The sequence below is a fragment of the Pseudomonas vancouverensis genome (assembly GCF_004348895.1).
GTDB classification, from domain to species: Bacteria; Pseudomonadota; Gammaproteobacteria; order Pseudomonadales; family Pseudomonadaceae; genus Aquipseudomonas; species Aquipseudomonas vancouverensis.
The window spans coordinates 162,398-176,673 of the sequence record NZ_RRZK01000002.1 but is presented as its reverse complement, the minus strand read 5'-3'; the positions used below and the strand labels follow the sequence as shown (position 1 = coordinate 176,673).

General features: G+C 59.2%; 13 protein-coding genes. 3 read left to right on the top strand and 10 right to left on the bottom strand.

Going from position 1 to position 14,276, the window contains the following annotated elements; all coding sequences use genetic code 11:
• Positions 1-26 precede the first annotated feature (26 nt).
• Positions 27-818 (top strand): 3-oxoadipate enol-lactonase, encoded by a 792-nt coding sequence (gene pcaD, locus EIY72_RS01060; protein ID WP_093225818.1) that lies wholly within the window; start codon positions 27-29, stop codon positions 816-818.
• A gap of 68 nt (positions 819-886) precedes the next feature.
• Here pcaD and emhC read toward each other — a convergent pair whose 3' ends face one another.
• The 3 genes from emhC to EIY72_RS01045 are packed head-to-tail and all read right to left on the bottom strand — an operon-like array spanning position 887 to position 6,675.
• The gene (emhC, locus tag EIY72_RS01055) at positions 887-2,347 is read right to left on the bottom strand and encodes an efflux RND transporter outer membrane subunit EmhC (RefSeq protein WP_093225815.1); all 1,461 of its coding nucleotides are present in this window, start codon (positions 2,345-2,347) and stop codon (positions 887-889) included.
• Positions 2,347-5,508 (bottom strand): efflux RND transporter permease subunit EmhB, encoded by a 3,162-nt coding sequence (gene emhB, locus EIY72_RS01050; RefSeq protein WP_093225813.1) that lies wholly within the window; start codon positions 5,506-5,508, stop codon positions 2,347-2,349. Before emhB ends, emhC begins: the two co-directional genes overlap by 1 nt.
• Before the next feature lie 3 nt (positions 5,509-5,511).
• Entirely contained in the window at positions 5,512-6,675 is a 1,164-nt protein-coding gene (locus EIY72_RS01045; protein WP_093225810.1) for an efflux RND transporter periplasmic adaptor subunit, read from the bottom strand.
• Between the two features lie 265 nt (positions 6,676-6,940).
• Between EIY72_RS01045 and emhR the strand changes: the two genes are divergently transcribed.
• On the top strand, positions 6,941-7,573 hold the full coding sequence (emhR, locus tag EIY72_RS01040; RefSeq protein WP_093225807.1) for an efflux system transcriptional repressor EmhR: 633 nt from the start codon (positions 6,941-6,943) through the stop codon (positions 7,571-7,573).
• 216 nt (positions 7,574-7,789) lie between these two features.
• On the opposite strand, the gene EIY72_RS01035 is transcribed toward emhR, so the two are convergent.
• The 5 genes from EIY72_RS01035 to EIY72_RS01015 form a co-directional block, all read right to left on the bottom strand.
• Positions 7,790-8,311, bottom strand: coding sequence for a hypothetical protein (locus tag EIY72_RS01035; RefSeq protein WP_093225803.1), 522 nt, complete (start codon positions 8,309-8,311; stop codon positions 7,790-7,792).
• A gap of 204 nt (positions 8,312-8,515) precedes the next feature.
• Positions 8,516-8,959 carry a hypothetical protein gene (locus tag EIY72_RS01030; RefSeq protein WP_093225800.1) on the bottom strand — a complete coding sequence of 148 codons (444 nt, stop codon included), beginning with the start codon at positions 8,957-8,959 and terminating at the stop codon, positions 8,516-8,518.
• A 207-nt stretch (positions 8,960-9,166) separates the two neighbouring features.
• Entirely contained in the window at positions 9,167-10,216 is a 1,050-nt protein-coding gene (locus EIY72_RS01025) for an alkene reductase (protein WP_093225797.1), read from the bottom strand.
• Positions 10,217-10,244: 28 nt separating this feature from the next.
• A complete protein-coding gene (locus EIY72_RS01020; protein WP_093225794.1) occupies positions 10,245-11,411 on the bottom strand; it encodes an MFS transporter in 1,167 nt (388 codons plus the stop codon).
• Between the two features lie 34 nt (positions 11,412-11,445).
• Positions 11,446-11,748: an ArsR/SmtB family transcription factor gene (locus tag EIY72_RS01015; RefSeq protein WP_093225791.1), complete on the bottom strand. Its 303-nt coding sequence runs from the start codon at positions 11,746-11,748 to the stop codon at positions 11,446-11,448.
• Positions 11,749-11,902: 154 nt separating this feature from the next.
• Between EIY72_RS01015 and EIY72_RS01010 the strand changes: the two genes are divergently transcribed.
• Complete coding sequence (locus EIY72_RS01010) at positions 11,903-12,481, top strand: acyl carrier protein phosphodiesterase (protein WP_093225786.1); 579 nt, start codon at positions 11,903-11,905, stop codon at positions 12,479-12,481.
• Between the two features lie 110 nt (positions 12,482-12,591).
• Here EIY72_RS01010 and EIY72_RS01005 read toward each other — a convergent pair whose 3' ends face one another.
• Entirely contained in the window at positions 12,592-13,386 is a 795-nt protein-coding gene (locus EIY72_RS01005) for a lysophospholipid acyltransferase family protein (protein ID WP_093225783.1), read from the bottom strand.
• The gene (gene olsB, locus EIY72_RS01000) at positions 13,386-14,141 is read right to left on the bottom strand and encodes an L-ornithine N(alpha)-acyltransferase (protein WP_093225779.1); all 756 of its coding nucleotides are present in this window, start codon (positions 14,139-14,141) and stop codon (positions 13,386-13,388) included. Before olsB ends, EIY72_RS01005 begins: the two co-directional genes overlap by 1 nt.
• Positions 14,142-14,276 lie beyond the last annotated feature (135 nt).

Below are 14,276 nucleotides of genomic sequence, written 5' to 3'. Positions count from 1 at the left end.
GCATTGACTGCCTGAAGGAAATTGCTGTGGCTTTTGTACAACTCGCCGAGGGCGAACTGCATTACCAACTCGATGGACCGGTCGATGCGCCGGTGCTGGTGTTGTCCAACTCCCTGGGCACCGATCTGCACATGTGGGACCCGCAGATCGCGGCGTTCAGCGAGCATTTTCGCGTGCTGCGTTTCGACACGCGCGGTCATGGCCAGTCACTGGTGACGCCGGGGCCTTACAGCATCGAGCAGTTGGGTCGCGATGTACTGGCCTTGCTGGATGCCTTGCACATCGAGCGCGCGCATTTCTGTGGCTTGTCCATGGGCGGGCTGATTGGCCAGTGGTTGGGGATCAACGCCGGTGATCGTTTGCTCTCGCTGGTGGTGTGCAACACCGCGGCGAAAATCGGCGATCCGTCGATTTGGAACCCACGCATTGAAATGGTCTTGCGCGACGGTCAGGCGGCGATGGTCGCCCTGCGGGATGCCTCGATTGCGCGCTGGTTCACTGCGGACTTCGCCGAGTCCAACCCGGCAGTCGCCAAGCGGATTACCGACATGTTGGCAGCCACTTCGCCTGAAGGCTATGCGGCGAACTGTGCGGCGGTGCGTGATGCTGACTTCCGCGATCAATTGTCTGCGATCAAGGTGCCGTTGCTGGTGGTTGCCGGGTCTGACGACGCGGTGACGCCGCCGTCCGGTGGGCATTTCATTCAGGAGCATGTGCGCGGGGCACAGTACGCCGAGTTTTATGCAGCGCATCTGTCCAACGTTCAGGCGGGCGATGCGTTCAGCGAGCGGGTGCTGGCGTTCCTGTCCGGTCACTGAGTCAGCGGTTTTTTGCCCAGGCAACAAAAAGCCCACCAATCGGTGGGCTTTCTGTTTTCAAGGCGCTATCAGAAGTACTTCATCTTCGGCGCTTCTTCCTTCAGCGGTTCAGATTTCGCCGTTTGCTCATTCCAACCGCCGCCCAGTGCCTTGTACAGGTTCACTGCGCTGATCAGTTGGGCCAGGCGATCGGTGATCAGCGCTTGTTGGGCGCTGAATAGCTGACGCTGGGCATCGAGGAAGGTCAGGTTGCTGTCGACACCAATGCGGTAGCGACGCTCGGCCAGACGGTAGTAGTCCTGGTTCGCGGTGACGAAGTCACGTTGCGCCTGCAACTGCTGGGTGTAGGTCTGGCGTGCAGCCAGGCCGTCGGCGACTTCCTGGAAGGCCGTTTGAATGGACTTCTCGTAGTTCGCCACGCCGATGTCTTTCTGGATCTTGGAGTAATCCAGGCTGGCGCTCAGGCTGCCGGCGTTGAAGATCGGCAGGTTGATTTGCGGCGAGAACAGCCAGGTCCCCGAACCGCCCTTGAACAGGCCGGACAGGTCCGGGCTCAGGGTCCCGGCATTGGCGGTCAGGCTGATGCTCGGGAAGAACGCAGCCCGCGCCGCGCCGATGTTGGCGTTGGCGGCCTTGAGGTTGTACTCGGCCTGCAGGATGTCCGGACGGCGTTGCAGCAGGTCCGACGGCAGACCCGGTGGCACGTCGCTCAGCAGGTCATCGTTGAGCGGTTTGGCCGCTTGCAGATTGGCCGGCACACCGGTGCCGAGCAGCAGCACCAGGCTGTTTTCATCCTGGGCGACCTGACGGGTGTAACGAGCCAGTTGCGCGCGGGCGTTTTCCACCGAGGTACGCGACTGCGCCAGGTCCAGCGCCGAGGCGACACCGACTTCGTTGCTGCGCGAGGTGAGCTTGTAGCTCTCCTCGAAGGTGCCCAGGGTGTCCTGGGTCAGCTTCAGCAGTTCCTTGTCGGCCTGCCAGGTCAGGTAGGCATTGGCCACGCTGGCCACCAGACTGATCTGGGTGCTGCGGCGGCCTTCTTCGGTGGCGAAGTACTTCTGCAGCGCTTCTTCGTTCAGGCTGCGCACCCGGCCGAACAGGTCGAGTTCATAGGCACTGACGCCGACAGTGGCCGAGTAGGAGCTGACGATGCCGGCTTCACCGGTTTGCGAAGCGTCAGCCGGAACGCGCTGGCGACTGCCGGTGCCGTTGGCCGACACAGCGGGGAACAGGTCAGCCCGCGAGATGCGGTACTGCGCCGCGAAGGCGTCGATGTTCAGCGCTGCGACGCGCAGGTCACGGTTGTTTTCCAGGGCGACCTGGATCAGCTGTTGCAGGGCAGGGTCATGGAAAAATTGCTTCCAGCCCTGCTCGGCGGCGGCTTGCGCCGGCGCCTGGGCCGGCGAATATGCCGGGCCCTGCGGGTACTGGCCGGCCACCGGAGCGGCAGGCTGCTGATAATCAGGTATCAGCGAGCAGCCACCGAGCACGAAGGCGGCGACTGCCAGGGAGAGTAGCGACTTGCTCATTAGCCAGCCTCTTTAGGAGTTTCAGTAGTGTCATCCTGATCAGCGACTTTGCGCTTGCCCATGGACGACACGGTCACGAAGAACAGGGGGACCCAGAAGATCGCCAGTACGGTGGCAGTGATCATACCGCCGATTACCCCGGTACCGATGGCATGCTGGCTGCCTGAACCCGCGCCTGTGGCAATCGCCAGTGGTACCACACCGAGGACGAAGGCGAGCGAAGTCATGATGATCGGTCGCAGACGCATCCGGCAGGCTTCGATGGCTGCGTCGCGCAGGCTGCGCCCTTGTTCATGCAGTTCCTTGGCGAATTCGACAATCAGAATGGCGTTTTTCGCCGCCAAACCGACGGTCACCAACAGACCCACCTGGAAGTACACGTCGTTGGACAGGCCGCGCAGGCTGGTGGCCATCAGTGCACCGATGACACCGAGCGGTACCACCAACATCACCGCGATCGGAATCGACCAGCTTTCATACAGGGCCGCCAGACACAGGAACACCATCAGCAGCGACAAGGCATACAGCGCTGGCGCTTGCGAACCGGACAGACGCTCCTCGTAGGACAAGCCGGTCCAGGAAATGCCGACACCGGCCGGCAGTTTCTTGGCAATGGCCTCGACTTCGAGCATCGCTTCACCGGTGGAGTAGCCCGGCGCCGGAGCCCCGAGGATTTCCATTGCCTCTACGCCGTTGTAGCGCGCGAGTTTCGGCGAACCGTAGATCCACTGGCCTTTGGCGAACGCAGAGAACGGCACCATGGTCCCGGCGCTGTTGCGCACGTACCACTTCTGCAGGTCTTCAGGGCTCATGCGCGAGCCAGGCTGACCCTGGATGTAAACCTTCTTCACTCGACCACGGTCGATGAAGTCGTTCACATAGCTACTGCCCAGGGCAATCGACAGCGTGTTGTTGATGTCGGCGATGGTCACGCCCAGGGCGCTGGCCTTCTCGTCATCGATTTCCAGCTGGTATTGCGGTTCGTCGTTCAGACCGTTCGGGCGCACCTGCGAGAGGATCTTGCTCTGCGCCGCCATGCCGAGGAACTGGTTGCGGGCTTCCATCAGCTTCTCGTGACCGATACCGGCGCGGTCCTGCAGGAACACGTCGAAACCGGTGGCGTTACCCAGTTCCAGTACCGCTGGCGGGGCGAAGGCAAACACCATGGCATCACGGAAGGTGAAGAAATGCTGCTGGGCTCGGGCTGCAACCTTGAACACGTTGTTGTCGGCGTTACGCTCGTCCCACGGACGCAACATGATGAACGCCATACCCGAGCTCTGGCCACGGCCGGCGAAGTTGAAGCCGGTCACGGTAAACACCGAGTTCACCGCATCGCCTTCACCGCCATCCTTGCCCGGACGCAGGAGGAACTCACGCATTTCGTCCACCACCACCTGGGTACGCTGGGCGGTCGAACCGGCAGGGGTTTGCACCTGGGCGAACAATACGCCCTGGTCTTCTTCCGGCAGGAATGCGGTTGGAATACGGGTGAACAGCCAGATCATGCCAATGATGATGAGCACGTACGCCAGCAGGTACGGGGCCTTGCGCGTGAGTATGTTGCCTACGCCACGCTCGTAGCCGCGTACACCACGATCGAAGTTGCGGTTGAACCAGCCAAAGAAACCGCGTTTTGGCACGCCGTGCTCGCCGTGCGGAATCGCCTTGAGCATGGTGGCGCACAGGGCCGGGGTGAAGATCAGGGCAACCAGTACCGACAGGGCCATGGCCGAGACGATGGTGATCGAGAACTGTTTGTAGATCACACCAGTGGAACCGCTGAAGAACGCCATCGGCAGCAGTACCGCCGAGAGCACCAGGGCAATACCGACCAGGGCGCCCTGGATCTGTCCCATGGATTTCTTGGTGGCTTCCTTGGGCGACAGGCCTTCTTCGCTCATCACCCGTTCGACGTTTTCCACCACGACGATGGCGTCGTCCACCAGCAAGCCGATGGCCAGTACCATGCCGAACATGGTCAGGGTGTTGATGCTGAAACCGGCGGCCGCGAGGATGCCGAAGGTACCCAGCAATACCACCGGTACAGTCATTGTGGTGATGACGGTGGCGCGGAAGTTCTGCAGGAACAGGAACATCACCAGGAACACCAGCACGATCGCTTCGACCAGGGTTTCAACCACACCCTTGATCGATTCGGTCACCACAGGCGTGGTGTCGTACGGGAATACCACTTCCATCCCTTCCGGGAAGAACGGCTTGAGGCTGTCGATGGTCTTGCGCAGTGCCTTGGCGGTGTCCAGGGCGTTGGCGCCGTTGGCCAGCTTGACGGCCAGGCCGGAAGCCGGGGCGCCGTTGAACTGGGCGTTGATGCTGTAGTTTTCACCACCCAGGCCCACTTCGGCGACATCGCTCAAGCGAACCTGCGAGCCGTCCTTGTTGACCTTGAGCAGGATCTTGTTGAACTGCTCGGCAGTCTGCAGGCGCGTCTTGCCAATGATCGTCGCGTTCAGCTGGGTGCCGGGCAGGGCAGGCAAGCCACCAAGTTGACCGGAGGAAATCTGCACGTTTTGCGCGGCAACGGCGTTTTTCACGTCGACCGGGGTCAGGTTGAAATTGTTCAACTTGGCCGGGTCGATCCAGATCCGCATGGCGTACTGCGAACCGAACACCTGGAAGTCACCGACACCGGCGGTCCGCGAGATCGGATCCTGCATGTTCGACACGATGTAGTTGGACAAGTCGTCCTTGGTCATGCTGCCGTCGCGCGATACGACGCCTATCACCAACAGGAAGTTCTTCACTGCCTTGGTTACACGGATACCTTGCTGCTGTACTTCCTGCGGCAGCAGCGGGGTGGCCAGGTTCAGCTTGTTCTGAACCTGAACCTGCGCGGTATCGGAGTTGGTGCCTTGCTCGAAGGTCGCGGTGATCGTCATGGTGCCGTCGGAGTTACTTTCCGAAGACACATAACGCAGGTTGTCGATACCGTTGAGCTGTTGTTCGATCACCTGAACCACGGTGTCCTGCACGGTTTGCGCGGACGCACCCGGGTAGGTCACGGAAATGGCGATCGCCGGTGGCGCAATGCTCGGGTATTGGTTGATCGGCAACCGGAGAATCGAGAGAGCCCCGACCAGCATGATCACCAGGGCAATTACCCAGGCGAAAATCGGACGGTCGATAAAAAATTTCGACATGGTTTACTCCCCTTTGCCGCTGGAAGCCTTGTCAGCTGCCTGTGCGGGGGCCGGGTTCTTTGTGCCGACGTTAACGTTAGTCGCCTCGCTGGCTTTGACTTCGATGCCAGGCTTGACGTATTGCAGGCCTTCGGTGATCAGGCGATCGCCGGCTTTCAGACCGTCTTCGATCAACCACAGGTTGCCGACGGTGCGATTGGCCTTGAGCTGGCGCAGTTCAACCTTGTTGTCCGGGCCTACGACCAGTGCGGTCGGCGTACCCTTGAGATCGCGTGTCACGCCTTGTTGTGGCGCCAGGATCGCTGCGCTGTTCACGCCCGATTGCAACTGCGCGTGCACGAACATGCCCGGCAGCAGGGTGTGATCCGGGTTGGGGAACACGGCACGCAGGGTTACGGAACCGGTGGTCTGGTCAACCGAGACTTCGGAGAACTCAAGTTTGCCATCCAGCTTGTACTGGCTGCCGTCTTCAAGGGTCAGCTTGACCGTTGCGGCGTTGTTGCCGGCCTTTTGCAGGCGGCCACTTTCCAGCTCGCGGCGCAGTTGCAGCAACTCGACCGACGACTGGGTGACGTCGACGTAGATCGGGTCGATTTGCTGAATGACGGCCATCGCATCGGCCTGTCCATTGCTGACCAGTGCACCTTCAGTCACCGAAGAGCGGCCGATGCGACCGGTCAGCGGAGCGTAGACCTTGGTGTAGCGCACGTTGATCTGGGCGGTCTGCAGCGCAGCTTCCGATTGCAGGCGGTTGGCCACGGCGGTGTCATATTCCTGCCGGCTCACGGCCTGCTCGTCTACCAGTTGCTTGTAACGATCGGAAATCGACTTGGTCGAGCGCAGGTTGGCCTCAGCGCTTTTCATCGTCGCTTCATACACCGACGGATCGATCTGATAGAGCTGCTGGCCTTCCTTGACGTCGCTGCCTTCCTTGAACAGGCGCTTTTGAATGATGCCGTTGACCTGAGGGCGAACCTCGGCGATGCGGAACGCACTGGTGCGCCCCGGCAGCTCGGATGTCAGAGTGAAGGTTTGCGGTTGCAGGGTCACGACGCCGACCTGAGGGGGCGGAGCGGCCGGCGCTGCTTCTTCCTTTTTGCATCCGCTGAGTAGCGATGCCAGGGCGACGGCGGCGACCAGAGCGGTGATAGCGGGCTTGAATTGCATGAAAATCCTCGGGTCAGGCGCGCAAAGTGCGCACTAGAAAGGTGGAAGGTTAAAAATTGTAGGCCGAGTGGATAAGTAGCATGCTAAGGAATATACTTACGTACATGGCTGTTTGTAAATAGGCGGGATGCGTACTCATCTCGTTACAAATGCCGCGGAAAGGTTCGAATTGCAGGCCGGGGACGACACCCAAGAGTGCTCGCCCCACTTTTATTCAGTTGATATTCCGACGTCACTGAAGCCCCCTGATTGAGGTTGTACTGCCATGGTCCGTCGTACCAAAGAAGAAGCTCAGGAAACCCGCGCACAAATCCTTGTGGCGGCCGAAAAGGCTTTTTTCGAGCGTGGCGTGGCGCGGACAACCCTGGCGGACATCGCGACCCTGGCTGGCGTCACTCGCGGGGCGATCTACTGGCATTTCAGCAACAAGGCGGATCTGGTGCAGGCCATGCTCGATACCTTGCATGAGCCGTTGGAAGAGATGGCCAAGGCCAGTGAAAGCGAGGACGAAATCGATCCTCTGGGTTGCATGCGCAAACTGCTGATTCATTTGTTTCATCAAATTGCACTGGACCCGAAAACCCGACGCATCAACGAAATTCTGTTTCATAAGTGCGAATTCACCGATGAAATGAGCGATCTGCGCCAGCAGCGCGTGGCAGCCAGCCTCGATTGCAATGTGCGCATCGGTCTGGCCCTGAAAAATGCAGTGAATCGGGGGCAGTTGCCGGAAAATCTCGACACCGCCCGCGCCGCCATCAGCCTGCACGCCTACATCGATGGCATTTTGTACCAGTGGTTGCTGGCCCCCGAGAGCTTCGAGCTGCACCTGGAAGCCGAGCGTTGGGTGGACACAGGTTTGGACATGCTGCGCCTGAGCCCCAGTCTGCGCAAATGAAACAAAATACGTAATCGGCCGCAGGGGTGCTTTTATATACGCACCTGTGATGCGTTGACAGGCTTGGAGCCGGGTATTTTGTAGGGAAATTGTTGCGTAGCTATTAAAAAGCCAGCAAGGGCTTCGATTAATTGATCGACCTGCCTTGCTGGCTTTTTTCATGCTTGATCAGGACATGGCGTACGCGAGCTCTGGGGCTTGCAGCCAATGGAATGCTTAAGGCGCTTTGCCAAGGCTGATCAGAATGGCGTAGTGGTAAGGCTTGTTCGTCAGTGAGTGGGTCATTTTCGATGAGCAACGCAATGGAACTTTGCCATTGGATAGCACTTGGTGCTGTTGAATCGGAATGGTGGGAGGGGAAAAGGAAAAAGGGTCATATTTCTTGGCTACTTTCAGAGTCGTGGAAAACTCAAAAGCGTGATTGGCACTTCTATAGGAAAAGTTATGCTGTGTCTTGGTCGTTTGCCGGCCTCTGGCAAAGTAAGGTATTTCTCCGCGCAGGACGAACGAAACGTAGTCCCATGGCTGAAGAGTGTACCTGTGCGATTCCTTGCTGCTATCCCAGCTTGAATAGCTGAGTCTAAAGGTTTCTGCCGTACCATTGTAAAGAAAGCACATGACGTGGCTGTGTGAGCTGACGGGTTTTACTGCACTCCACATGACGTTTGATTCTTCTTTTGCCTCTTCAATAATCTCTGCGAAGTCGCTTTCAGTGTTTGTGTCTTCACTATCATCCATGATGTTGACTCTTTAATTTGTTGAGTTGAGTCAAAGAGGGTAATGTGGATTGATTCGGGTTTCTTTTCGGATTTGTGAGTGATTATTACGCATTTCAATAAAAAGCCCTGCTTCTTACGAGGCAGGGCAGTTTTGCTGATGAATTTGTTAACTGGGTTTGTAGGGTGATCACAGGGGCGAGTTGTCTGCTTGTGTTTCCGGGTTTTAGTGCATGGTGAGTTCAAGGTTGTAGCTATAAGGAGGGCGGGCTGGCTCCTTGGTTGACTTTATTTCGCATGCTGTAAGTTGCTTGCCTGTCGACATTGAAGTTAAATTTGTGCTGAAGTTCGTAATGTTTGATTTTTTTGTAACGGTGATGGAGTCGAAGAATTCACAGGATTTTTCACCTGAAGAGAAAACAAAGCCTTTGCCTGCGCTGCTTGATTCCCCATTTTTCATGGATGAAATTTTAAGGTCTCGGGAGTCGGTGAAGGTTGAAATTGCGTTGGGCAGCACATCTGGAACTCCCTGTAGGTGACTTGCGATGGTGGTATTTCCCTTGTTGATGATGACGTAATTAACCAGTGTTTCCTGAGCCATTGCTGGAAGGAGAAACAAGGGCAAAGTAATCGCGAGTGTGAAGTTGATTAATTTTTTCAGGTGTTTCATTTTTTCATCCTTGATGGTGTTTGTTTTTGATAAGGGTTGTCGCTTGGTTGTTAGCTGCATTATTGATGGTTTTGTTGCTATTACTTAATCTATTTATGCTTGCGCATTTAAGGAAGTCTGTTTGGCTTTCCTGATGTTGCATAACATGTGAGGTATAAAAAAGCCCCGGCTCTCGCGAGTCGGGGCTTTTGTTCTTTCTGTTGAAATTTACATTGCCGGATAGTCGATATAACCGACCGGACCTTTACCGTAGAACAATTCCGGGCGCGCCGGGTTCAGCGGTGCGTCCGCCTTCAGGCGAGCCGGCAGGTCCGGGTTGGCAATGAACGGCACGCCGAACGCCACCGCATCGGCCTTGCCATCGGCCAGCCACTGGTTGGCGCTGTCCTTGGTGAAGCGTTCGTTGGCAATGAACGGGCCGCCGAAGGCTTCCTTGATGCGCGGGCCGAGGCTGTCACCGGCTTCGTGCTCACGCGCGCAGATGAAGGCGACGCCGCGCTTGCCCAGTTCACGGGCAACGTAAAGGAAGGTTTCGGCCAGGTTGTCATCACCCATGTCGTGGGAGTCGGCCCGTGGTGCCAGGTGCACGCCGACGCGGCCAGCGCCCCAGACTTCGATCGCGGCATCGGTCACTTCCAGCAGCAGCCGCGCACGGTTTTCCAGGGAGCCACCATAGTTGTCGGTGCGCTGGTTGGTGCTGCTTTGCAGGAACTGGTCGAGCAGGTAACCGTTGGCGCCGTGGATTTCCACGCCGTCGAAACCGGCAGCCTTGGCGTTCTCGGCACCCGTGCGGTAAGCGTCGACAATATCGGCGATTTCAGCGGTTTCCAGTGCGCGTGGCGTCGGGTAGTCGGCCAGTGGGCGCACCAGGCTGACGTGGCCCTTTGGCTGGATGGCGCTCGGGGCCACCGGCGCTTCACCATTGAGGTACGAAGGGTGCGAAACGCGGCCCACGTGCCACAGTTGCAGGAAGATCTTGCCGCCGGCGCCGTGGATCGCCTTGGTCACGTTGGCCCAGCCACGCACCTGGTCGTTGGACCAGATACCCGGGGTGTCCGGGTAGCCGACACCCATTGGCGTCACTGAAGTGGCTTCACTGAGGATCAGGCCCGCCGAGGCACGTTGTACGTAGTACTCGGCCATCAGGGCGTTGGGGACGCGGCCTTCGTCGGCGCGGCAGCGGGTCAGCGGCGCCATGATGATGCGGTTGGCCAACTCGAGGTCGCCCAGTTTGATCGGATCGAAAATAGTCGTCATTGCGTACAACCCTCGTGAGGTAAGTGAATCAGTTGGAAGCCGGTGCCAGTTCGGGATTGCCGCTCTGGCGGAAAGTAATCAGGGTCACCAGCAGCGCCAGGACCGCCAGCGCAGCAGCGGCCAGCGGTACGCTGGTCAGGCCGTAACCGTGGGCGATCACGCTGCCGCCCACCCAGGCACCCAGCGCATTGCCGACGTTGAAGGCGCCGATGTTCAGGGTCGAGACCAGGTTCGGCGCGGCCTTGCCGAAGGTCACCACGTTCACCTGCAGGGCAGGGACGGCGGCGAAACACGCCGTGGCCCAGAGGAACAGGGTGATCTCGGTCGGGATCAACGCGACGCTGGTCCAGGTCAGCGCGGTGGACACCACGGCCATGGTGATGAACACGCCCATCAGGGTCGCTGCCATGCCTTTGTCGGCCAGCTTGCCGCCGATGATGTTGCCAACGGTCAGGCCCAGGCCGATCAGCACCAGGGGCCAGGTCACGCCACGGGGCGAAACGCCGGTCACTTCACCCAGCAGCGGAGCAACATAGGTGAACAGGGTGAATACCGAGGCGGCGAAGAGCGCGGTCATGCTCAGGGACAACCAGATCCCCGCACCCTTGAGCGCTGCCAGTTCGGCGCGCATGTCGAGTTTTTCTTCGTCACGTTTGGCCGGCAGGAAGCGGATCAGGCCAATCAGCGCGATGACGCCGATCACGGTCACCGCCCAAAAGGTCGAACGCCAGCCGGCTTCCTGGCCGAGGGCGGTGCCCAGCGGTACGCCGAGAACGTTGGCCAGGGTCAGGCCGGTGAACATCAGGGCCACGGCCGAAGCACGTTTGTTGGCCGGCACCAGACCGGCAGCCACCACTGAGCCGATACCAAAGAACGCACCGTGACACAGGGCCGTGACCACGCGGGCAAACATCAGCACGTTGTAGTCGCCGGCCACCGCACAGAGCAGGTTGCCGATAATGAAAATGCCCATCAGCGCCACCAGCGCGGCCTTGCGCGGCAAGCGTGCGGTGGCCATGGCCATGAACGGCGCACCGATGGCCACGCCCAAGGCGTAGCCGGTCACCAGCCAGCCGGCGCCGGGGATCGACACACCGAGGTCAGCTGCCACGTTGGGCAACAAGCCCATGATGACGAACTCGGTGGTGCCGATGGCGAAGGCGCTCAAGGCCAGGATTAGGAGCGAGAGGGGCATGTTTGAATCCTTTTCGGCTGGCTGACTGAAAGGGTCAGAGCTCTTTACTGAAGGTCTTGAGGAATTCCTGGATGGTTTCCTCATTGCGTTTGAAAAAGTGCCACTGACCGACCTTGCGGCTGCTGATCAGGCCGGCGCGTTGCAATGTCGCCAGGTGTGCGGACACCGTGGACTGCGACAAACCGCAACGTTGATCGATCTGCCCGGCGCATACGCCGTGCTCGTTACTGTGGGACTGGTCGGGAAACTCGACCGTCGGGTCTTTGAGCCAGTGCAGGATTTCTCGCCGTACTGGGTGTGCCAGGGCTTTTATTATTTCGTCGAGATTGAGGGTCATGGTGGGGGCTCGTGATCAGTAAAACGCTATATCGCGATGAAGCGAACTTTAAATCGGTATTTCGCGATATACAAATATGATTTTGCTCTGGTGAGCTTAAAAATCGGTATATCGGGTTATAACGATATGGATGCCGCAGTGCTAAGCTGCGTCCATGAATTATCTCGCACATCTCCATCTCGGTGGCCAGCGCCCTGGCCAATTGCTTGGCAGTCTGTATGGCGACTTCGTCAAAGGCCGGCTGCAAGGTCAGTTCGCCCCTGACATCGAAGGCGCTATCGCGCTGCACCGCAGCATCGACGTATTCACCGATCGCCATCCGCTGGTCGATGCCGCGCTGTCACGCTTTTCCCTGACGCGGCGACGTTATGCGGGGATTGTCCTCGACGTGTTTTTCGACCACTGCCTTGCACGCGACTGGCGGCAATACGCCGACCGGCCCCTGGAGCTGTTCACCTCGGATGTCTACCGTGTGCTGTCCAGCGAACGGCAACTGCCTGAACGACTGGCGCGGATTGCGCCGTACATGGTCGCTGATGACTGGCTGGGTTCTTACCGGGAATTTGAGGTGCTGGAGCAAGTGTTGCGGGGGATCTCGCGGCGTCTGACGCGACCGGAGGAACTGGCGGGGGCGATGCAGGAATTGCGGGTTTTGTATGAGCCGTTGAGTGAAGACTTCAGGTTGTTCTACCCGCAGTTGCAGAGTTTTGCGCGGAGCTATCCAACACCATAAATCGAGTGTGGGAGCGAGCCTGCTCGCGATTGCGGTCTGTCATTCAATACAGCATCTGAATGTTGATCCGCTATCGCGAGCAGGCTCGCTCCCACAGGGTCTCTGTTGAATCAGGCAGCGATCAATTCGCCAGCGCGCCGTGGTTCAGCAGGTTTAGCCACGTCCCCAAACAACACCTTCTGCACCGCCTGCTGTGCTTCGAACGCCAGCGCAGCGCGCTCACGACTTTCGCAAGCGATCGGCTTGAGCAGATGAATCTCCACCTGGCCACGGTCGTTGGCGAACAGGCGCATCAGGTGCGAGAGCAGATCATCGTCGCCAATGAACGGCGCCAGGGAGCAGGGTTCGCCATCACGTACATAACGAATCGCCACCGGTTGCAACGACACGTCGGAGTCGATGGCGGCGGACAGCAAGCGACCGTGGAAAGTGCGCAGCGAACGGCCGTCAGTGGTGGTGCCTTCGGGGAACATCAGCAGCGGATGGGCCTGCTCCAGATGTCGGGTCATCTGTTTACGGATCAACTGGCTGTCACCCGAGCCGCGACGGATGAACAGACTGCCGGCCTTGGCCGCCAACCAACCCGCCACCGGCCAGGTGCGCACTTCGGCCTTGGACAGGAACGACAGCGGTGTGAGCATGCCCAGCAGCGGAATGTCGGTCCACGATACGTGGTTGCTGACCCAGAGCATCGGTGCCTTGGGCAACTCGCCATGCACCGTCACGTCGAAGGGCAGGGCATTGCTCAGGCGAGCCATGAAAAACCGCGACCAGCGCTGGCGGCGCTCCATCGAATGGCTCATGCCCAGGCGCTCGAACACTCCGAATACACTGGCCATGCCCAAGCCCAGCGTCACCACCCCCAGCACTCGCGCAATCCGCGCGTACACGCGCAGCCGGCTCATTACACAGCCGCCTTGAAGTGTTTGGCGTAGCGCGGGCAGAGCTCGTCGCGCTTGAGCAGGATGAACACGTCGGCGACCTGGAAGTCTTCATCCCAGCACGGTTCTCCACAGATTTTCGCGCCCAGGCGCATGTAGGCCTTGAGCAGCGGTGGCATTTCAGCGATCACGTTGGAAGGGATGTCCAGAGTCGGCAGCGGCTTTTTCGGTTCGGCGCGCAGGTGTTCGGTGCTCAGGTAGCGTTCACGCAAGCGCTGCATGATCGCGTGTGCCTGGACGCCGCCGTCCTGCATCGGGATGCTCGCGCAACCCATCAGGTAGCTGTAGCCGCCCTGGTTGAGCACTTCGGCCAGTTCGCCCCAAAGCACGGCAATGGTGCCGCCGTTGCGGTAGGCCGGGTCGACGCAGGTGCGGCCGATTTCCAGGATCGGGCCTTGCAGCTGTACCAAGCCGTGCAGGCTGAATTCTTCTTCGCTGTAGAACCGCCCCAGGCTGCTGGCGGCGCTGTGGTCCAGCAGGCGGGTGGTGGCCACCAGGCGCCCGGTGTTCAGGTCGCGCACGCCGATGTGGGCGCAGTGAATGTCATAGTCGTCCATGTCCAGACCCAGTTCCGCGCCCTTGAGCTTGGCGTTGAATTCGCCGCTGAACACGTTGAAGCGCAAGGCCTGGGCTTCCTGTAGAGCCTCGGCGCCGACCAGGCGTTCGGCTTGCAGGCGGCGTTCGTTGCCGGTGTCGCTGATGCGGGCGATCTGAGTCATGGCGAATCTCCGTGCGGGCTGCTCACCCGTCTTGGGTTACAGCGGATCGACTTTCTTTATCCAGCCTTGTTGTGCAAAGTCAGGCTATGTAGCCCCGGTGTCATCGCCATTAAGCTTTGGTGATGCTTATATGAC

Coding starts and splice junctions, on each gene's coding strand:
- emhC (WP_093225815.1), bottom strand. CDS start 2,347: ATGAGCAAGTCGCTACTCTCCCTGGCAGTCGCCGCCTTCGTGCTCGGT.
- emhB (WP_093225813.1), bottom strand. CDS start 5,508: ATGTCGAAATTTTTTATCGACCGTCCGATTTTCGCCTGGGTAATTGCC.
- EIY72_RS01045 (WP_093225810.1), bottom strand. CDS start 6,675: ATGCAATTCAAGCCCGCTATCACCGCTCTGGTCGCCGCCGTCGCCCTG.
- emhR (WP_093225807.1), top strand. CDS start 6,941: ATGGTCCGTCGTACCAAAGAAGAAGCTCAGGAAACCCGCGCACAAATC.
- EIY72_RS01035 (WP_093225803.1), bottom strand. CDS start 8,311: ATGGATGATAGTGAAGACACAAACACTGAAAGCGACTTCGCAGAGATT.
- EIY72_RS01030 (WP_093225800.1), bottom strand. CDS start 8,959: ATGAAACACCTGAAAAAATTAATCAACTTCACACTCGCGATTACTTTG.
- EIY72_RS01025 (WP_093225797.1), bottom strand. CDS start 10,216: ATGACGACTATTTTCGATCCGATCAAACTGGGCGACCTCGAGTTGGCC.
- EIY72_RS01020 (WP_093225794.1), bottom strand. CDS start 11,411: ATGCCCCTCTCGCTCCTAATCCTGGCCTTGAGCGCCTTCGCCATCGGC.
- EIY72_RS01015 (WP_093225791.1), bottom strand. CDS start 11,748: ATGACCCTCAATCTCGACGAAATAATAAAAGCCCTGGCACACCCAGTA.
- EIY72_RS01010 (WP_093225786.1), top strand. CDS start 11,903: ATGAATTATCTCGCACATCTCCATCTCGGTGGCCAGCGCCCTGGCCAA.
- EIY72_RS01005 (WP_093225783.1), bottom strand. CDS start 13,386: ATGAGCCGGCTGCGCGTGTACGCGCGGATTGCGCGAGTGCTGGGGGTG.
- olsB (WP_093225779.1), bottom strand. CDS start 14,141: ATGACTCAGATCGCCCGCATCAGCGACACCGGCAACGAACGCCGCCTG.